The sequence below is a fragment of the Bacillus sp. BD59S genome, assembly GCF_007363175.1.
Taxonomy (GTDB): domain Bacteria; phylum Bacillota; class Bacilli; order Bacillales; family Bacillaceae_G; genus Bacillus_A; species Bacillus_A pacificus.
In genome coordinates, this window is sequence record NZ_CP034686.1 from 4,396,205 (window position 1) to 4,411,011 (window position 14,807).

General features: G+C 42.2%; 19 protein-coding genes. 4 read left to right on the plus strand and 15 right to left on the minus strand.

Annotated features, from left to right (window positions below; translation table 11 throughout):
• Positions 1-418 precede the first annotated feature (418 nt).
• Positions 419-646, plus strand: coding sequence for a DUF3973 domain-containing protein (locus EKQ63_RS25085; protein WP_048551376.1), 228 nt, complete (start codon positions 419-421; stop codon positions 644-646).
• Positions 647-680: 34 nt separating this feature from the next.
• Here the strand turns inward: EKQ63_RS25085 and EKQ63_RS25090 are convergent, their stop codons facing one another.
• Positions 681-863, minus strand: a complete 183-nt coding sequence (locus tag EKQ63_RS25090; RefSeq protein ID WP_000621752.1) for a sporulation protein Cse60 — start codon at positions 861-863, stop codon at positions 681-683.
• 1 nt (position 864) lies between these two features.
• A complete protein-coding gene (locus EKQ63_RS25095) occupies positions 865-1,101 on the minus strand; it encodes a DUF2553 family protein (RefSeq protein WP_000533799.1) in 237 nt (78 codons plus the stop codon).
• 255 nt (positions 1,102-1,356) lie between these two features.
• Here EKQ63_RS25095 and EKQ63_RS25100 point away from each other — a divergent pair, with 255 nt between their 5' ends.
• Entirely contained in the window at positions 1,357-1,851 is a 495-nt protein-coding gene (locus EKQ63_RS25100; protein WP_001993652.1) for a CarD family transcriptional regulator, read from the plus strand.
• A 73-nt stretch (positions 1,852-1,924) separates the two neighbouring features.
• On the opposite strand, the gene EKQ63_RS25105 is transcribed toward EKQ63_RS25100, so the two are convergent.
• The 7 genes from EKQ63_RS25105 to moeA form a co-directional block, all read right to left on the minus strand.
• On the minus strand, positions 1,925-2,710 hold the full coding sequence (locus EKQ63_RS25105; RefSeq protein ID WP_138320943.1) for a glucose 1-dehydrogenase: 786 nt from the start codon (positions 2,708-2,710) through the stop codon (positions 1,925-1,927).
• Between the two features lie 13 nt (positions 2,711-2,723).
• Positions 2,724-3,581: a glucose uptake protein GlcU gene (glcU, locus tag EKQ63_RS25110; RefSeq protein WP_071743045.1), complete on the minus strand. Its 858-nt coding sequence runs from the start codon at positions 3,579-3,581 to the stop codon at positions 2,724-2,726.
• 36 nt (positions 3,582-3,617) lie between these two features.
• Positions 3,618-4,037 (minus strand): DUF3888 domain-containing protein, encoded by a 420-nt coding sequence (locus EKQ63_RS25115; RefSeq protein WP_087954057.1) that lies wholly within the window; start codon positions 4,035-4,037, stop codon positions 3,618-3,620.
• A 93-nt stretch (positions 4,038-4,130) separates the two neighbouring features.
• Complete coding sequence (gene moaD, locus EKQ63_RS25120) at positions 4,131-4,364, minus strand: molybdopterin converting factor subunit 1 (protein ID WP_087954056.1); 234 nt, start codon at positions 4,362-4,364, stop codon at positions 4,131-4,133.
• Between the two features lie 2 nt (positions 4,365-4,366).
• Positions 4,367-4,831, minus strand: coding sequence for a molybdopterin synthase catalytic subunit MoaE (gene moaE, locus EKQ63_RS25125; protein ID WP_087954055.1), 465 nt, complete (start codon positions 4,829-4,831; stop codon positions 4,367-4,369).
• Positions 4,828-5,343: a molybdopterin-guanine dinucleotide biosynthesis protein B gene (gene mobB, locus EKQ63_RS25130; protein WP_143881602.1), complete on the minus strand. Its 516-nt coding sequence runs from the start codon at positions 5,341-5,343 to the stop codon at positions 4,828-4,830. Before mobB ends, moaE begins: the two co-directional genes overlap by 4 nt.
• Positions 5,313-6,602, minus strand: coding sequence for a molybdopterin molybdotransferase MoeA (gene moeA / locus EKQ63_RS25135; RefSeq protein WP_143881603.1), 1,290 nt, complete (start codon positions 6,600-6,602; stop codon positions 5,313-5,315). Before moeA ends, mobB begins: the two co-directional genes overlap by 31 nt.
• Positions 6,603-6,685: 83 nt before the next feature.
• On the opposite strand from moeA, the gene moaC reads away from it, so the two are divergent.
• Positions 6,686-7,171: a cyclic pyranopterin monophosphate synthase MoaC gene (moaC, locus tag EKQ63_RS25140; RefSeq protein ID WP_087954052.1), complete on the plus strand. Its 486-nt coding sequence runs from the start codon at positions 6,686-6,688 to the stop codon at positions 7,169-7,171.
• Between the two features lie 38 nt (positions 7,172-7,209).
• On the opposite strand, the gene EKQ63_RS25145 is transcribed toward moaC, so the two are convergent.
• From EKQ63_RS25145 to EKQ63_RS25175, 6 genes are all read right to left on the minus strand, one after another.
• Positions 7,210-8,223, minus strand: coding sequence for a molybdopterin-synthase adenylyltransferase MoeB (locus EKQ63_RS25145; RefSeq protein ID WP_087954051.1), 1,014 nt, complete (start codon positions 8,221-8,223; stop codon positions 7,210-7,212).
• Between the two features lie 16 nt (positions 8,224-8,239).
• On the minus strand, positions 8,240-9,253 hold the full coding sequence (gene moaA / locus EKQ63_RS25150; protein ID WP_087996608.1) for a GTP 3',8-cyclase MoaA: 1,014 nt from the start codon (positions 9,251-9,253) through the stop codon (positions 8,240-8,242).
• A gap of 173 nt (positions 9,254-9,426) precedes the next feature.
• Positions 9,427-13,311 carry a BclA-related collagen-like exosporium protein gene (locus EKQ63_RS25160; protein ID WP_143881604.1) on the minus strand — a complete coding sequence of 1,295 codons (3,885 nt, stop codon included), beginning with the start codon at positions 13,309-13,311 and terminating at the stop codon, positions 9,427-9,429.
• Between the two features lie 116 nt (positions 13,312-13,427).
• Positions 13,428-13,751: a hypothetical protein gene (locus tag EKQ63_RS25165; RefSeq protein ID WP_001110853.1), complete on the minus strand. Its 324-nt coding sequence runs from the start codon at positions 13,749-13,751 to the stop codon at positions 13,428-13,430.
• 23 nt (positions 13,752-13,774) lie between these two features.
• Entirely contained in the window at positions 13,775-13,996 is a 222-nt protein-coding gene (locus EKQ63_RS25170) for a spore germination protein (RefSeq protein ID WP_087954048.1), read from the minus strand.
• Between the two features lie 79 nt (positions 13,997-14,075).
• Complete coding sequence (locus EKQ63_RS25175) at positions 14,076-14,381, minus strand: rhodanese-like domain-containing protein (protein WP_000141212.1); 306 nt, start codon at positions 14,379-14,381, stop codon at positions 14,076-14,078.
• A gap of 199 nt (positions 14,382-14,580) precedes the next feature.
• Between EKQ63_RS25175 and EKQ63_RS25180 the strand changes: the two genes are divergently transcribed.
• Positions 14,581-14,763 carry a hypothetical protein gene (locus EKQ63_RS25180; protein WP_000171883.1) on the plus strand — a complete coding sequence of 61 codons (183 nt, stop codon included), beginning with the start codon at positions 14,581-14,583 and terminating at the stop codon, positions 14,761-14,763.
• The last annotated feature ends 44 nt before the right edge of the window (positions 14,764-14,807 follow it).

Sequence of the window (14,807 nt, forward strand, 5' to 3'; positions counted from 1 at the left end):
TTCTCCTTTATTCAGCAATCAAATATAACACCTTTTAGTTACACTTCGATGATATAACACCTTTTAGTTTCATGTCAACACTAACTCTTTTTTACTGTTGAGAAATTCTCAACATTTTTTCAACAGGACAAACACCCTCTGAGCATTCCCTCATAATATACTCACAAAGGCAACAAAAAATAAAAACTTCTCTCAACATGAAACTCCATCATTCATCTTGGAAGAAGCGCCTTACGTATATCATGCGTATTTCGTCTCTCCTCCTTCCCTCAGGGACACTACGCGAGATATGAAAAATCAGAAGGAATATGCCCACCATTTGAGTAGGTAGTTATTTCTCTTCTCCTCAACATTTCCTTAGGAGCGAAATGACTACCGACTCACTTTTTCAAACAAAAATAAAAAGGGGATGAAAGCTATGTTCTATTGCATTAACTGCTCTGACATTCACCATGAAAAACATCCGAATGATAAAGTATTCAAAAACGGTTTTTATATTGATCCATTTTTAGGTGATCGTTATCACCTTGGTATGTGTAAAGATGCCCAAAATCATCAGACAGGGGAGCCTCTTTTAACGACGAAGAAATTAGGCACAACCCAATCTATTATGAACGTATTACCGACACATGTTGTCCCAACATAAAACATAAAAAAGAGCTGGGTGAGCCAGCTCTTTTTTATGTTTTATAAACGATCATTGCTGAAAAACAATAAATTTGGTTTTCGTCATCATTAATAGAAACACCTACTTGGTACTTAATATCTACAAAGTTACTATCATCAATTTTTTTCAAAAAAACATTTACAGCGTCTTCTAAGTCTTTTTCGTGACTTTCATCAAACACTTTCACACGAATCATGTTAACACCATCCTAGATCGCAGCCCTCCGCCGCTTGATTATTGCCACGGTGCGTATCTATGATGCGATAAAACTTTCCGTCTTCATATATATATCCGTCTTCTAACACATATTCTTTACCTTCAGTATAGACATAAAACTTACCTATCATAAATTTACTCGTATATAATTCCAAATAATCTGGCCTAAATTTGGCTACAACTTTATTTGTAATATCAATTTTTATTGTGCGCCCCACCTTCTCTCCCTCCTTTGCAAAGAACGGATTTAGGTATATTGTATTAGCGATTTTACATTTTATGCTTAAAAATAAGTGGATATGCCCCCCTTTCTCCGCCTGTACTATTTTTCTAACAAAATCATCAATAAGTAAAAGCAAAAAAATATATATAAAAGGAGCTTTTACTTATTGACTCAAATATAATTATTATGGTATTATATAAAATTTGACATTTTCATCCCCTTATGCTATCATTAAAGATGGTTACCACATATGGAGGTGGATGATTTGTTTCAAATTGGTGATAAAATCGTTTATCCAATGAACGGCGCAGGAGTCATCGAAGCCATTGAAGAGAAAGAAATATTAGGAACAACACGTCAATATTGTGTGATACGTATCATTAGTAAAGATATGCAAGTAATGCTTCCGATGGATCAATTACAAAAATCAGGTATTCGTTATATCGTAGATAAAGGTACGTTAGATGATATACTTCTTGAATTTCAAAACGGGGAATCAGATACATCACTTTCCTGGAAACAAAGATATACAATGAATATGGAAAAAATGAAAAACGGCAATCTGCAAGATAGTGCAGAAGTTGTTCGGGATTTACTTCGCCGCAATAAAGAGAGAGCTTTAAATGCGAGCGAAAAACAAATGCTAGATAACGCTCGAAAAATGATGATTAGTGAAGTTGCACTCGTACAAAATGTTTCTGAACATCAAGCAACAGAATATCTTCAAGACACAATTAATCACTAAATTTAAAATAGCTGGTCGCTATTTTTTTTTTGTAAAAAAAGGACGAAGAGTTTTATCTCTTCGTCCTTTTATATTACCCACGCCCAGCTTGAAACGATGGATATAACGTCATTCCACCATCTGCAAATAGCGTAATTCCAGTTACATAACTCGCCTCTGAAGAAGCGAGCCACGTTGCGACTGCTGCAATTTCTTCTGGTTTTCCAATGTACCCCATCGGTATCATACTTTCTACATCAGCACGTTTTTTAGGATCAGCAAACTTTTCTGCATTGATCGGCGTATTAATTGCACCTGGTCCTATATTATTTACTCGAATACCTTTTGGCGCATATTCCATCGCTAACGTTTCTGTCATCAGTTTAATACCACCCTTACTTGCTGCATAGTGCACAAATAAGGGCCACGGGATTTTCTCATGAACACTAGACATATTAATGACAGATCCTTTAATATCATGTTCTACAAAATATTTAATCGCTTCACGGCTTCCTAAAAAAGCACCTGTTAAATTTGTGTTAATTACCCTATTCCAGTCTTCAAGTGGCATTTCATGCGATGGTACCGCATTTTCTATCCCGGCATTATTAATCATAACGTCAAGCGTACCAAACTCTTTTACAGCAGATTGAATGAGATTCACCACATCTGATTCAACCGTTACATCACCTTTTACAGCAATCGCCTCTCCGCCTACCTTTTTAATTTCTTCTAACACATCATTCGCTTCTGATTCTCGTGAACGATAGTTAATCACTACTTTCGCTTTCTCCCTTGCAAACCTTACCCCCATCGCTCTTCCAAGACCAGTTGCTGATCCTGTAATAACGACAACTTTTCCTTCTAAATCACTATACATTTCCATACCTCCTTTAACTTTTCGCTATACCTAACATAATTCCGGCTGCGATAATAAAAACAATACCGACAACAATCCCTGTTAATTGGCGTTTCGTTTTTCTTTCACCTAATATAAGAATCCCGCCAAGCGTCGAAATAATAATTCCCATTTGCGATAGCGAGAAACTTGTTGCCACTCCGACACGCGGTTGCGAAATGAATAAAAACATATTTCCAGCTGCCCAAATTAATCCTGGAATAATATTTCGTATTGCATATTTATTAAATGGATGATGTTTAAACGTAAGCAAAATCCCTCCTAACACCATACCAACTGCTTGTGGCAACAAAGCTGACCAACCATCTACTTTAAATAGTCTAATCACTACTACGTAAACTAAATAACCGACTGTTGAAATCAATAAAATGATAATGCCCTTTTTAAAATTGCCCGCTTGCTCTGCACTCTTTTCTTCTTCACTTTGAAGCGATGTTAAAATAACACCGATAATAATACAAACGAGAGCTAATACACCAAGGACGACTGATATTGTCGTGGACCACTCATGAAATACGATGACTCCAAATAAAGTCGTCGCAACTAATTGAAGTCCTGTTGAAATCGGCATCGTCCTCGAAACGCCCATTAAATCAATACTTTTTAATTGATTCGCCTGACCAAGCGCCCAAAATAAACCTGACACAATACCAACTCCGATAACAGTAGGAGTCAATACTGGTTTCATAAAAATATAAACAACAATTGAGAAAATAAGTGCGCCAAGCGTTGTACCGAGCGTTTGGCTATAAGGCCCTCCGCCCAGTTTCACGTTAAATAGCACAATACTTCCCCAAAATATAGCTGGTAAAATCGCTAAAAATATATCCATCGCTCATTACCTTTCTTTACTAAATGTCATAGGTTATCACTCTGAATCAGTAGAGTGAGCTTTTATTTTTTCTTTTTGACGTTCACAAACCTTTTCTGCAATAGCACCAGAAACATTCTTTTCCCGTTCCACTTTCTTTATCTTTACGTGATCTAAATGATCCTCCAAAGTAAGTGTAACTTTATCATTCGGCGGATTATGCGCACCTTGGAACGTAAGAAATTGTAGCGTAATTTCAAATCTAGGAACGAACTCACCGTTTTTGCCGAGACGCTTTATATTTATAACTGAAGCACATTCATATTGATCTTCTGTCACTTGCCTAATAACTGAATAGTACCTATTCGATAATGCACTCTCTAAAAGTTGTTCTCTTGATTCTTTCGCGAAAGAATCACTTGGAGAAGAGAAAAAGGCCACACATAGCATTGCCATCACTGCACATATTTTTTTCATAGTTCCCTCCTTGTTCTATACATTAGTGTTCTCAAAACTGCCATAAAAAAACGACTTTCCCTATGTAGGAAAGTCGTTTTAATAAATCCAATATTAACCACCGCTCACTGGTGGGATAAGTGCAACAACATCACCAGATTGAATCATATCATCTTCATTTGCATACTCTTCATTAATCGCAACCATAATTGGTGCCGATACTGGCAAATTATATTCAGTTGCAACAATATCTTTTAACTCTGCAACCGTAATATTTTCTTTCTCCATTTGTAATTCACTTCTTCCTGCTTCTTCTTGCAAGTTCGCAAATAACAATACTCGAATCATACTTATAGCTCCTTCCCAGGCTCTCCCTCGGGATATGGCGTTTTTTCTAATTGATCGCCAATCCAAGAGTCTCCATCTTCCCAAAACTCCTTTTTCCAAATCGGAACAATTTGTTTTATGCGCTCCATAATATATTCATTTGCTTCATAAGCCGCTTTACGATGCGGCGTTGAAACAGCCACAACAACCGCGATATCAGAAATTTGCAGTGTACCAATGCGATGTGTAATCGCAACGTGTGTACCTGGCCATTTCTCTTTCACTTCTAATCCGATTTTCTCTAGCATCTTTTCTGCCATCGTTTTATAAGCGACATATTCTAAGTATAATGTACGACGCCCTTTCGTAAACTCTCTAACCGTTCCAATAAATGTTGTAACAGCACCACATTCGCGGCGAATTACTCTCTTCGCTACCTCTTCAACCAAAATTTCTGTATCAATTACTTCATAATACGTATTTGTCATTTCGCACTCCTTACCGTTTGTAAAAACCAGTCTATGCACAATTCTTCTTCTGTTATATGAAATACTTTATATTCTTCTCGTAAGTTTACAGGAGCATCATACCACGTAATAACTGCTATTATATTCTCTACGTTATGTAAAAGTTCAACGTCTTCCGCAGAACGAAGTAACACTACTTTCGGATAGCTCTCTTTTTTATAGCCCTCAATTACAATTGTATCTACTTCGAAAAACTCATATAAGCGAATAATTTCTTGCAAAGACCAGTTTTCTCTTAATGACGAAAGCGAAAGGAATCCAGCGCCTTCTACACTACTAACAACAGCACCAGCCTTTCGGTGCCTTTCACTATCCTTTTGCGCTACTTCTGGAAAACCTCCGTGCCCGTGATGTTTAATGGTAGCAACTTTCATTTTCCGTTCAGCTAACGTATGCACTATTTTCTCAACAAGTGTTGTTTTCCCGCTATTTTGATATCCTACTATTTGTAAGATTGAAGGGGCTTTGCCCATGGCCAATCACATCCCTCAGCGTGCTCTAACAATAATACAGACACTTTCATCCCTGCCTCGAAGCCTCTCGTTCCTCCAGGTAACACAATAAAAGCATTCGCATCTGCAAGTGAAGATACCGCACTCGATTTATCTAAACCGACCGGCATCGCTTGTAATGCCCCGTCCACGATTGTCACTTTTGCTCTTACAAAACGAGTAAACGGATTCGGCTTTGGAAAATCTTTTTGTAAAATAGCATCTGCTCTATATACGTGAGGTTCTTTCGCATACAAATATGTTTTTATAACCGGATGCACAAATAACTCAAATCCTACGTAACAAGCTGACGGATTTCCTGATAAACCGAAAAGTAACTTTCCATCAACTTCAGCTACGGTCGTTACACTTCCTGGTCTCATCGCTATTTTATTAAAGAGTACATTCGCTTGTAATCTTTCATAAATAGCTGGCAAGTAGTCATAATCTCCTACCGACACACCGCCTGTCGTAATTAAAATATCAACTTCATCCATCGCTGATTGAACAGCTGTAAAACATGCATCTAACTCGTCGGCAAGTTGGCCATAATACCGAACTTTACCTCCGGCTTTCATAATTTGAGCAGCAATCATATAAGAGTTACTATTTCTAATTTTCCCCGGCTGTAACGACTCATGTACTTCTAACAATTCACTTCCTGTCGTCACAATACCAACAACAGGCTGTTTTACAACTTTCACAGTACTATATCCAAACGTCGCTAATAAGGCCGCAACACCTGGATTGATTGCAACACCTTTCTGAACGAGAACTTGATTTTGCTTTATATCTTCTCCTTTAAATGACACATTGTCACCACTATGAAACGGACGCTTTAACTTCATATATGTTTTTCCGTTCTTCTCAAAATCTTCCGTCAGCTCTAGCATTACGACTGCATTACAATCCGCTGGAATAGCTGCTCCTGTCATAATACGAACCGCCTGAAAAGATCCTACTGCATCTAGAAAAACAGACCCCGCCCCAATTTCTCCTATTACTTCAAACTGAATTGCATTCTCTTGATTCGCTTCTTTCGTATCTTCCGCTCGAATTGCGAAACCATCGTAAGGAGAACGATCAAAATGAGGAACGTCATGATCAGAGATAACATCCTCCCCAAGAATTCTCCCGTAACTTTCCGTAATAGAAACCTCTTCTACTTCACCAATTTTCGCATATTCCATTACTCTCTCTACTGCCTCAGCAACTTGAATCGGAATTCGTTTTTCTACCATCGTTTCTCACCCCATATTTGCAATTTTTTTTATCTCGATTAAACTTTATATATTAAATAGAAATTACTTCAAGGAGGAATTCCATGTCTTCATTCACACACTTTAATGACCAAGGACGCGCGAAAATGGTTGATATAAGCGACAAAAAAGCAACCGTTCGAACAGCAATTGCGTGCTCTAGCATTGTCGTTACAAAAGAAATTTACGATAAAATCTCTCATAATGAAATCGGGAAAGGTGACGTATTAGCAGTTGCACAAATCGCTGGTATTATGGCTGCAAAACGCACTTCTGATATTATCCCAATGTGCCATCCTTTATTATTAAAAGGTGTTGACGTTTCTTTCGATTGGAAACAATCCGAAGAACAATATCGATTACTTATTGAAGTAAAAGTCAAAACAGAAGGTAGCACCGGTGTTGAAATGGAAGCTTTAACAGCTGCTTCCGCTACCGCTCTTACCGTGTACGATATGTGTAAAGCTGTTGATAAAGGTATGATTATTGGCGAAACGTACTTACTTGAAAAAACAGGTGGAAAAAGTGGAGGTTATACGAGAAAGTCTTAATCTTCTCCCTATTGAACCTAAAGGGTTTCCCTTTAGGTTCAACCTATATATCTTGCATATAAACGTTTTGCTACATTTATATCATTCGTCCCATGAATAAACGCTCTACCATCTGTAAATAAAACAAAACGAAATTCCTCTACTAGAAACGATACTAAATACGGAGTCGCTTTTACATCCACACTTCTTTGTAAGCGCTTTTTAATTTCTTCTAAATTAAATTCATTCCGCACACCTGGACGGATTTGTACTGTATTTCGTCCACACAAAACTTCTGTTTTCGTTTGTGCTTCAAATGTTAAACTCGGATATGTACGTAATCTTCCGCAAGATAAACACGTTTCTTTTTTCTGTCTATTCACTTTAAATGCCATCTGTTGATTATTCCAAAGATCAAACGATAACATCGTTTCGCGAAGCGCCCCATAGTCTTCTACTAATATTTTCAGCGCTTCCGTTATTTGATGCGCAACTACTAATTGTACTGCCGGCTGTATAATACCAGCCGTATCACATGTTGCTCCGCTCGCCGGATGCTCCATTAAACAGCGGAAACACGGTGTTTTTCCTGGTAAAATTGTATACGTTACTCCGTAGCTTCCGACACAGCCACCATATATCCACGGAATATTATATTTTTGTGAAATATCATTAATAAGAAGACGCGTTTCAAAATTATCTGTCGCATCTAATATTAAATCTACACCATTCACTAGCTCTTCCATTTCCTGCACTGTTACATCCGTCACAACCGGATTTATTTCCACCTCAGAATTAATCGCTTTTAAATGCTCTGCGGCTGCTACCGCCTTCGGTTTATACTGCGTTGCATCTTCTTCTGTATATAATTGTTGCCTTTGTAAATTACTCCACTCTACATAATCACGGTCTGCAATTGTTATTTTTCCAACACCTGCTCTAACAATCACTTCTGCATTTGCTGCACCAAGAGCTCCCGCACCAATAATAAGAACATGCTTCTCTCTAATTTTTCTCTGTCCTTCTTCTCCAACACCAGAAAATAATATTTGCCTTGAATATCGCTCCTGCATACGATAGCCCCCTTTCTTATCCTCCTATATAAGACATTTCAATTTTCGGACGATTTTTTGCACTTTCTTCTGTCCGTTCATCCGAATACCTATCTTTTCTATTCATCCATACATCTTGTATAACGCTTACTAACTCCTCATCTGAAAGATTCCCTCTAAGAAGTTCCCTTAGATCGAGTCCTTCTGTCGCAAATAAGCAAGTATAAAACTTTCCATCTGCTGAAATTCTCGCTCTCGTACAAGAGGAACAAAAGGACTCAGAAACAGAAGTAATAAAACCGACTTCAATATTTGTTCCGACGTAACGATATCGCTTCGCAACTTCACCAAAATAATGCGCTTCAGCTGGCTCAAGCGGATACACGCGATGAATCATCTCAATTAACTCTCGCTTCGTAACGACTTGATCAAAGTTCCATCCATTTGTACTACCAACATCCATAAACTCAATAAACCTAAGCGAGATTCCTTGCTCTTTAAAATACGCAGCCATCGGAAGTACTTGATGATCATTCATTCCTTTTTTCACAACCATGTTTACCTTTACATCAAGCCCGGCCTCTTTTGCAGCTATAATTCCCTTTATAACCGGTTTCGTATTAATATTCCGGCCATTAATAGCCTTAAATACATCATCATCTATTGCATCCAAACTAACATTTACTCTATGTAATCCAGCTTCTTTTAATACTTTTGCTTGCTTTGTTAAATGAATTGCATTGGTCGTTAACCCTATATCTAACAGCCCGTCAATTTTCACGAGACGTGCAATAAGTTTTGGTAAATCTTTACGAAGTAGTGGCTCGCCACCAGTAAGTCTAATTTTTCGTACACCGATGCTAACAAATAGTTTTGCCAAACGCTCAATTTCATCAAACGTCAGTAAAAACTCATCTTTCAAAAAAGCATAATCTGGCCCAAACACTTCCGCTGGCATACAATATGTACATCTAAAATTGCAACGATCAATGACAGATATACGCAAATCTTGAAGTGGGCGTCCAAAAAAATCTGTAACCATCTCCTGCATCGCCACCCTCCCTTTCTGCCAAATTTCTTTCTTTTCATTCTATTATAATATATTTTCGAACTGCGATGTTTTTGCTCATGTGAATAAAGTAAAACTTTCCTAATCAATGAGACTACATACAAACAAGGAGATAAAAAACCTTGAAGCATAAAAGCCCCAAGGTTTTCTTCTTATTAACTCAATCTAATAATCGTTAGAGTAGCTCCTGGCGTTGCCGTAGATAATGTAGCCACTGCAACTACTCCAAATAATTGCAAGCTAACAGCGGCTCCAGCAGGCAAGTTAGCAATTATTGTTGCACTAAAGGAACCAGTAGCCACTGTCGGGGCGTTTATCGTTCCCGCAAGCGGACTGCCATTTACAGTTATACGAGAACTTACAACTAATCCTGCCGTTAAATTAATTGTATAAGCTATATAATAGTTTCCTGCATTCGCAACTGTAAATACAGTATTTCCACCACTAACGGTTATTCCTGGGCCAATATTTTGATTGTTCGGTAATGGTACGTTCGTACCACCTAATAAAACGGAAATAGCGGTTCCTGATGTATTATTCGCAAATGCATATGTTGCAGTTGTACTAACTCCAGTCGCCCCGGTCGCTCCAGTGGCTCCAGCTCCGGTTGGACCTGTATCTCCAGTTGGACCTTGTGAACCGGTTGCTCCTGTTGCCCCCGTTGGGCCTTGAATTCCTTGCGGCCCTTGAATTCCTTGGGGACCTGTCGCTCCGGTTGCTCCCGTTGCTCCCGTTGGACCTTGAATTCCTTGCGGGCCCTGAATTCCTTGTGGGCCTTGGATTCCTTGGGGACCCGTCGCTCCGGTTGCTCCGGTTGCTCCCGTTGGACCTTGAATTCCTTGCGGCCCTTGAATTCCTTGGGGACCTGTCGCTCCGGTTGCTCCGGTTGCTCCCGTTGGACCTTGAATTCCTTGCGGCCCTTGAATTCCTTGGGGGCCTTGTGGGCCGGTCGGACCTATGTCACCTTGCGGACCTTGGATTCCCTGTGGACCTTGTGCTCCTGTTGCCCCTGTCGCTCCTTGGATTCCTTGAGGACCTTGTGGACCTTGAATTCCTTGGGGGCCGGTTGGACCTATGTCGCCTTGTGGGCCTTGAATTCCTTGTGAACCTTGTGCCCCCGTTGCCCCTGTTACTCCTTGGATTCCTTGGGGACCTTGAATTCCCTGTGGACCGGTTGGACCTATGTCGCCTTGAACACCTTGGATTCCTTGCGGACCCTGTAAACCCGTCACTCCGGTTGCTCCTGTCGCTCCTGTCACTCCAGTTGAGCCTGTCGCCCCGGTATCTCCTGTTACTCCTGTCGCACCTGTTGCTCCTGTTGCTCCTGTCGGGCCAGGTGGTCCACCTGATGGACCTGTCACTCCCGCCGGACCTGATGGCCCCGTTGGGCCGGTCGGTCCTGCTGGTCCTCCTGACGGGCCAGTCACCCCTGTTGGACCGGTTACTCCTGTTGGACCGGTAGTTCCTTCTCCCGTCGCTCCGGTTGCCCCCGTATCTCCTGTTGCTCCCGTCGGACCTTGTATCCCTTGAATTCCTTGTGGGCCTTGCACTCCTTGCGCACCTGTTGCTCCTTGAATCCCTTGAATTCCCTGCACTCCTTGGGGCCCCATCGGACCGGTTGGACCAATCGCTCCTTGTACTCCTTGCACTCCTTGGGGCCCCTCTGGACCCGTTGCTCCTATTTCCCCTTGTATCCCTTGAATTCCAGTTGCTCCTTGTGCTCCAGTGGCTCCCGTTATCCCTTGCACACCTTGTATTCCCTGAATCCCTTGTGGACCTTGCGGGCCTGTTGCTCCTTGCACTCCTTGAATTCCTTGTATCCCCTGAGGACCCTCTGGACCCGTTGCTCCAACTGGCCCTTGAACACCTTGTATTCCTTGCGGACCCTGCAGTCCCTCTGGGCCTTCTGGACCGGTTGGGCCTATTTCTCCTTGTATCCCTTGGATTCCAGTTGGGCCTTGTGGCCCAATCGGACCTATGTCACCTTGCGGACCTTGGATTCCCTGCGGGCCTTGTGCTCCTGTTCCCCCTGTCGCTCCTTGTAGGCCTTGAGAACCTTGTGGGCCTTGAATTCCTTGTGGGCCGGTTGGACCTATGTCGCCTTGTAGGCCTTGAATCCCTTGCGGACCTTGATCTCCAGTGGCCCCCGTTACTCCTTGAATTCCTTGCGGACCTTGAACACCTTGTGGCCCCGTTGGACCTATCTCTCCTTGCACCCCTTGGATTCCTTGCGGACCCTGTAAACCCGTCACTCCTGTTGCTCCCGTTTCTCCCGTCGCTCCTGTCACTCCAGTTGAGCCTGTCGCCCCAGTATCTCCTGTTGCTCCTGTCGCCCCGGTTGCTCCTGTCGGGCCAGGTGGTCCACCAGATGGTCCTGTTACTCCCGCCGGACCTGATGGCCCCGTTGGGCCGGTCGGTCCTGCTGGTCCTCCAGATGGGCCTGTTACCCCTGTTGGACCGGTTACTCCTGTTGGGCCTGTAGTGCCTTCCCCTGTCGCCCCAGTTGCTCCCGTATCTCCTGTTGCTCCCGTCGGACCTTGGATCCCTTGAATTCCTTGGGGGCCTTGCACTCCTTGTGCGCCCGTCGCTCCTTGAATTCCTTGTACTCCTTGCACTCCTTGTGGCCCCATCGGACCGGTTGGACCAATCACCCCTTGAGCACCTTGCACTCCTTGGGGACCCTCTGGACCTGTTGCTCCTATTTCCCCTTGTATCCCTTGAATTCCAGTTGCTCCTTGTACTCCAGTTGCTCCCGTTATCCCTTGCACACCTTGTATTCCCTGAATTCCTTGGGGACCTTGTGGGCCTGTTGCTCCTTGCACTCCTTGAATTCCTTGTATCCCCTGTGGACCCTCTGGACCCGTTGCTCCAACTGGCCCTGGCACACCTTGAATTCCTTGCGGGCCCTGAAGTCCCTCTGGGCCTTCTGGACCTGTTGGTCCTATATCACCCATCGGACCTTGTATCCCTTGAACTCCCTGTGGGCCTGTTGCTCCTGATGGCCCTGGTACTCCTTGTATTCCTTGTGGACCTTGATCTCCTGTGGCCCCTGTTGCCCCTTGTGGCCCTATAACCCCCTGTATACCTTGTGGACCTTGATCTCCTGTTGCTCCCGTTACCCCTTGAATACCTTGAACTCCTTGAATTCCTTGTTCACCAGTTACTCCCGTCGGACCAGGAATACCTTGAATCCCCTGCGGACCTTCTGGACCTGTTGGCCCAATTGGCCCTTGAATCCCTTGTATTCCTTGCAAGCCCTGTGCTCCCGTGCTTCCAGTCGGACCTGTACTTCCCGTCGCTCCTGTTACCCCTGTACTTCCTGTAGCCCCAGTATTTCCCGTTGCTCCCGTTGCTCCTGTACTTCCACTCGGTCCACCGCCCGGACCTGTCGCACCAGTTGGCCCCGTCGGACCAGGAGGTCCTCCTGACGGGCCAGTGATCCCTGTCGGACCTGTTACTCCAGTCGGACCTGTTATCCCCTGACCAGTCGCTCCGGTTGCCCCTGTATTTCCACTCGGTCCTTGTGGACCTTGTATCCCTTGCGCTCCTTGTATTCCTTGTGGACCAGTTGCTCCTGGTAACCCTTGGACTCCTTGAATTCCTTGTGGACCCTCAGGTCCCGTCGCTCCAATTGGTCCCTGTAATCCCTGTATCCCTTGTATACCTTGTGCCCCAGTCGCTCCCGTTGGCCCAATCGGACCTTGTAACCCTTGCACCCCCCCCGGTCCCGTCGCTCCAGTTTCTCCTTGTGGTCCTCTCAATCCTTGTGACCCCTGCTGTCCTTCTGGTCCCGTTGCACCTATTGACCCAACGGGTCCTTGAATTCCTTGTACTCCTTGAGGTCCTGTCGGACCCATCTCTCCCATTGGACCTTGTAATCCCCTTGGCCCTTGAGGTCCTGTCGGGCCTTGTGGACCGGTTGGACCAGTAATCCCAATACCAGTAAATCCCGTTGGAACAGGAGGAAAGGTAGGTCCAATAAGATTTGGTGAGATTCTGAAATTAGAGTTTAATGAATTTTGTTTATCGCGCTCTTTCATACTTTCACCACCTACACACCATCTTTTTTACATTACAAACCTCTTCTTAATATGTATTTACAAAAATAATCTCAAAGACTATTTTTATTTTAAATAATAAAAACTCCCTTAATTCCTTAAGGGAGTCCAGCAACTGAATCCATATTATCTGTATTAGGGACAGCTTGTGCTATACCCGATGCATTTACACTTTGCCCCATATTTGTTCCTGTTACAGTACCAGCAGGGGTGCCTCTTGTATATGTTGTCGTCACCGAATCACCCGGCTGTAAACAAAGCTTCGTCTCCGTCCCTATTACTGTAACAACGTCAATCCAAGTGCATCCCATTGAACCACTATACGATTTCGAAGCAGTAAATGACGTATCACTCAAATTATCACCTGTAAATATATTCCCAGTGTTATTCACAATAACAAACTCTTTTATATGTGCTGGCATACTAACACGCTACCTTTCCTTTACTAACCTAATGTACGTGTACTCGTTGCTAATGGTGGAAGAAATACTGATGTTCGAATCACCGCTGGTGGCTGCCTTTTCCCATTTAAAAAAATAGCCGCACTCGACCCTCCAGCACCAGCATAAGCTTTTGATACAGCAAAAGGCGCGATATTATAACAGTCGCCGACATTAACGGCTCCTGTATTGTTAATAATTTTTACTTTACGCATATTAATCCCCATTTACCTATCCCCCCTTTTGTACACTGTATGCAAAAGAAAAAAACTTGAAACAGACTCGTTTCAAGTTTTTAACTATTTACTATTTTGTTTCACCTTCATATTGGAGCATACCGCCAACCATATTTACCGTTTTAAATCCTTGCTCATTTAAATAATGGCATACATTTTCACTGCGCATTCCCGAACGACAAATAAAGATATATTCATTCTCTTTATCAAAGAAATCTACTTTATTTGGGATATCGCCCATTTTAATATGTACAGCTTCTGGAATTTTTCCTGCCGCTACTTCTTCATCTTCCCTTACGTCTACTAAAAATAACGTTTCTCCGTTTTCTAAACGTTCTTGCACTTCTTCTGTAGTAATTGTTTTAACTTCTGTCATATGTTGTTCCTCCTTATATACAATAAAACCTTTAGTTTCCTCTTTAAATAATCATTCCTCATCAATTTTAGCATGCGGAAGAAAGAACGCAAAGAATGGAAAATTTATTTCTCAATTTTCTCGCAAAACTTATTCTTTACAAACATAACCCTTGCATTGTATCCTCAATATACTTGTTTTATGAAAGGAGCCAATGAAAATGACACTTTTCCTTTTCATTATGGGCATCATTTTCTTAATCGCTGCAATTATTGCACTTAGTATGAAAAATAATAGAAAGATAAAATCACCACAAGAAATGTCATTCTTATTTCTATTACTTAGTATCGCATTCTTCGGTATAGCAATTGCCACATATATTTTCCGCCTACAAATCATGTAATAAAAGGTGCCTACTACATACATTGCACCTTTTTCACATCATTT

Excerpts from the sequence above, each read along its gene's own strand:
- EKQ63_RS25085 (WP_048551376.1), top strand. The coding sequence starts at position 419 with ATGTTCTATTGCATTAACTGCTCTGACATTCACCATGAAAAACATCCG.
- EKQ63_RS25090 (WP_000621752.1), bottom strand. The coding sequence starts at position 863 with ATGATTCGTGTGAAAGTGTTTGATGAAAGTCACGAAAAAGACTTAGAA.
- EKQ63_RS25100 (WP_001993652.1), top strand. The coding sequence starts at position 1,357 with ATGGAGGTGGATGATTTGTTTCAAATTGGTGATAAAATCGTTTATCCA.
- EKQ63_RS25105 (WP_138320943.1), bottom strand. The coding sequence starts at position 2,710 with ATGTATAGTGATTTAGAAGGAAAAGTTGTCGTTATTACAGGATCAGCA.
- glcU (WP_071743045.1), bottom strand. The coding sequence starts at position 3,581 with ATGGATATATTTTTAGCGATTTTACCAGCTATATTTTGGGGAAGTATT.
- EKQ63_RS25115 (WP_087954057.1), bottom strand. The coding sequence starts at position 4,037 with ATGAAAAAAATATGTGCAGTGATGGCAATGCTATGTGTGGCCTTTTTC.
- moaD (WP_087954056.1), bottom strand. The coding sequence starts at position 4,364 with ATGATTCGAGTATTGTTATTTGCGAACTTGCAAGAAGAAGCAGGAAGA.
- moaE (WP_087954055.1), bottom strand. The coding sequence starts at position 4,831 with ATGACAAATACGTATTATGAAGTAATTGATACAGAAATTTTGGTTGAA.
- mobB (WP_143881602.1), bottom strand. The coding sequence starts at position 5,343 with ATGGGCAAAGCCCCTTCAATCTTACAAATAGTAGGATATCAAAATAGC.
- moeA (WP_143881603.1), bottom strand. The coding sequence starts at position 6,602 with ATGGTAGAAAAACGAATTCCGATTCAAGTTGCTGAGGCAGTAGAGAGA.
- moaC (WP_087954052.1), top strand. The coding sequence starts at position 6,686 with ATGTCTTCATTCACACACTTTAATGACCAAGGACGCGCGAAAATGGTT.
- EKQ63_RS25145 (WP_087954051.1), bottom strand. The coding sequence starts at position 8,223 with ATGCAGGAGCGATATTCAAGGCAAATATTATTTTCTGGTGTTGGAGAA.
- moaA (WP_087996608.1), bottom strand. The coding sequence starts at position 9,253 with ATGCAGGAGATGGTTACAGATTTTTTTGGACGCCCACTTCAAGATTTG.
- EKQ63_RS25160 (WP_143881604.1), bottom strand. The coding sequence starts at position 13,311 with ATGAAAGAGCGCGATAAACAAAATTCATTAAACTCTAATTTCAGAATC.
- EKQ63_RS25165 (WP_001110853.1), bottom strand. The coding sequence starts at position 13,751 with ATGCCAGCACATATAAAAGAGTTTGTTATTGTGAATAACACTGGGAAT.
- EKQ63_RS25170 (WP_087954048.1), bottom strand. The coding sequence starts at position 13,996 with ATGGGGATTAATATGCGTAAAGTAAAAATTATTAACAATACAGGAGCC.
- EKQ63_RS25175 (WP_000141212.1), bottom strand. The coding sequence starts at position 14,381 with ATGACAGAAGTTAAAACAATTACTACAGAAGAAGTGCAAGAACGTTTA.
- EKQ63_RS25180 (WP_000171883.1), top strand. The coding sequence starts at position 14,581 with ATGACACTTTTCCTTTTCATTATGGGCATCATTTTCTTAATCGCTGCA.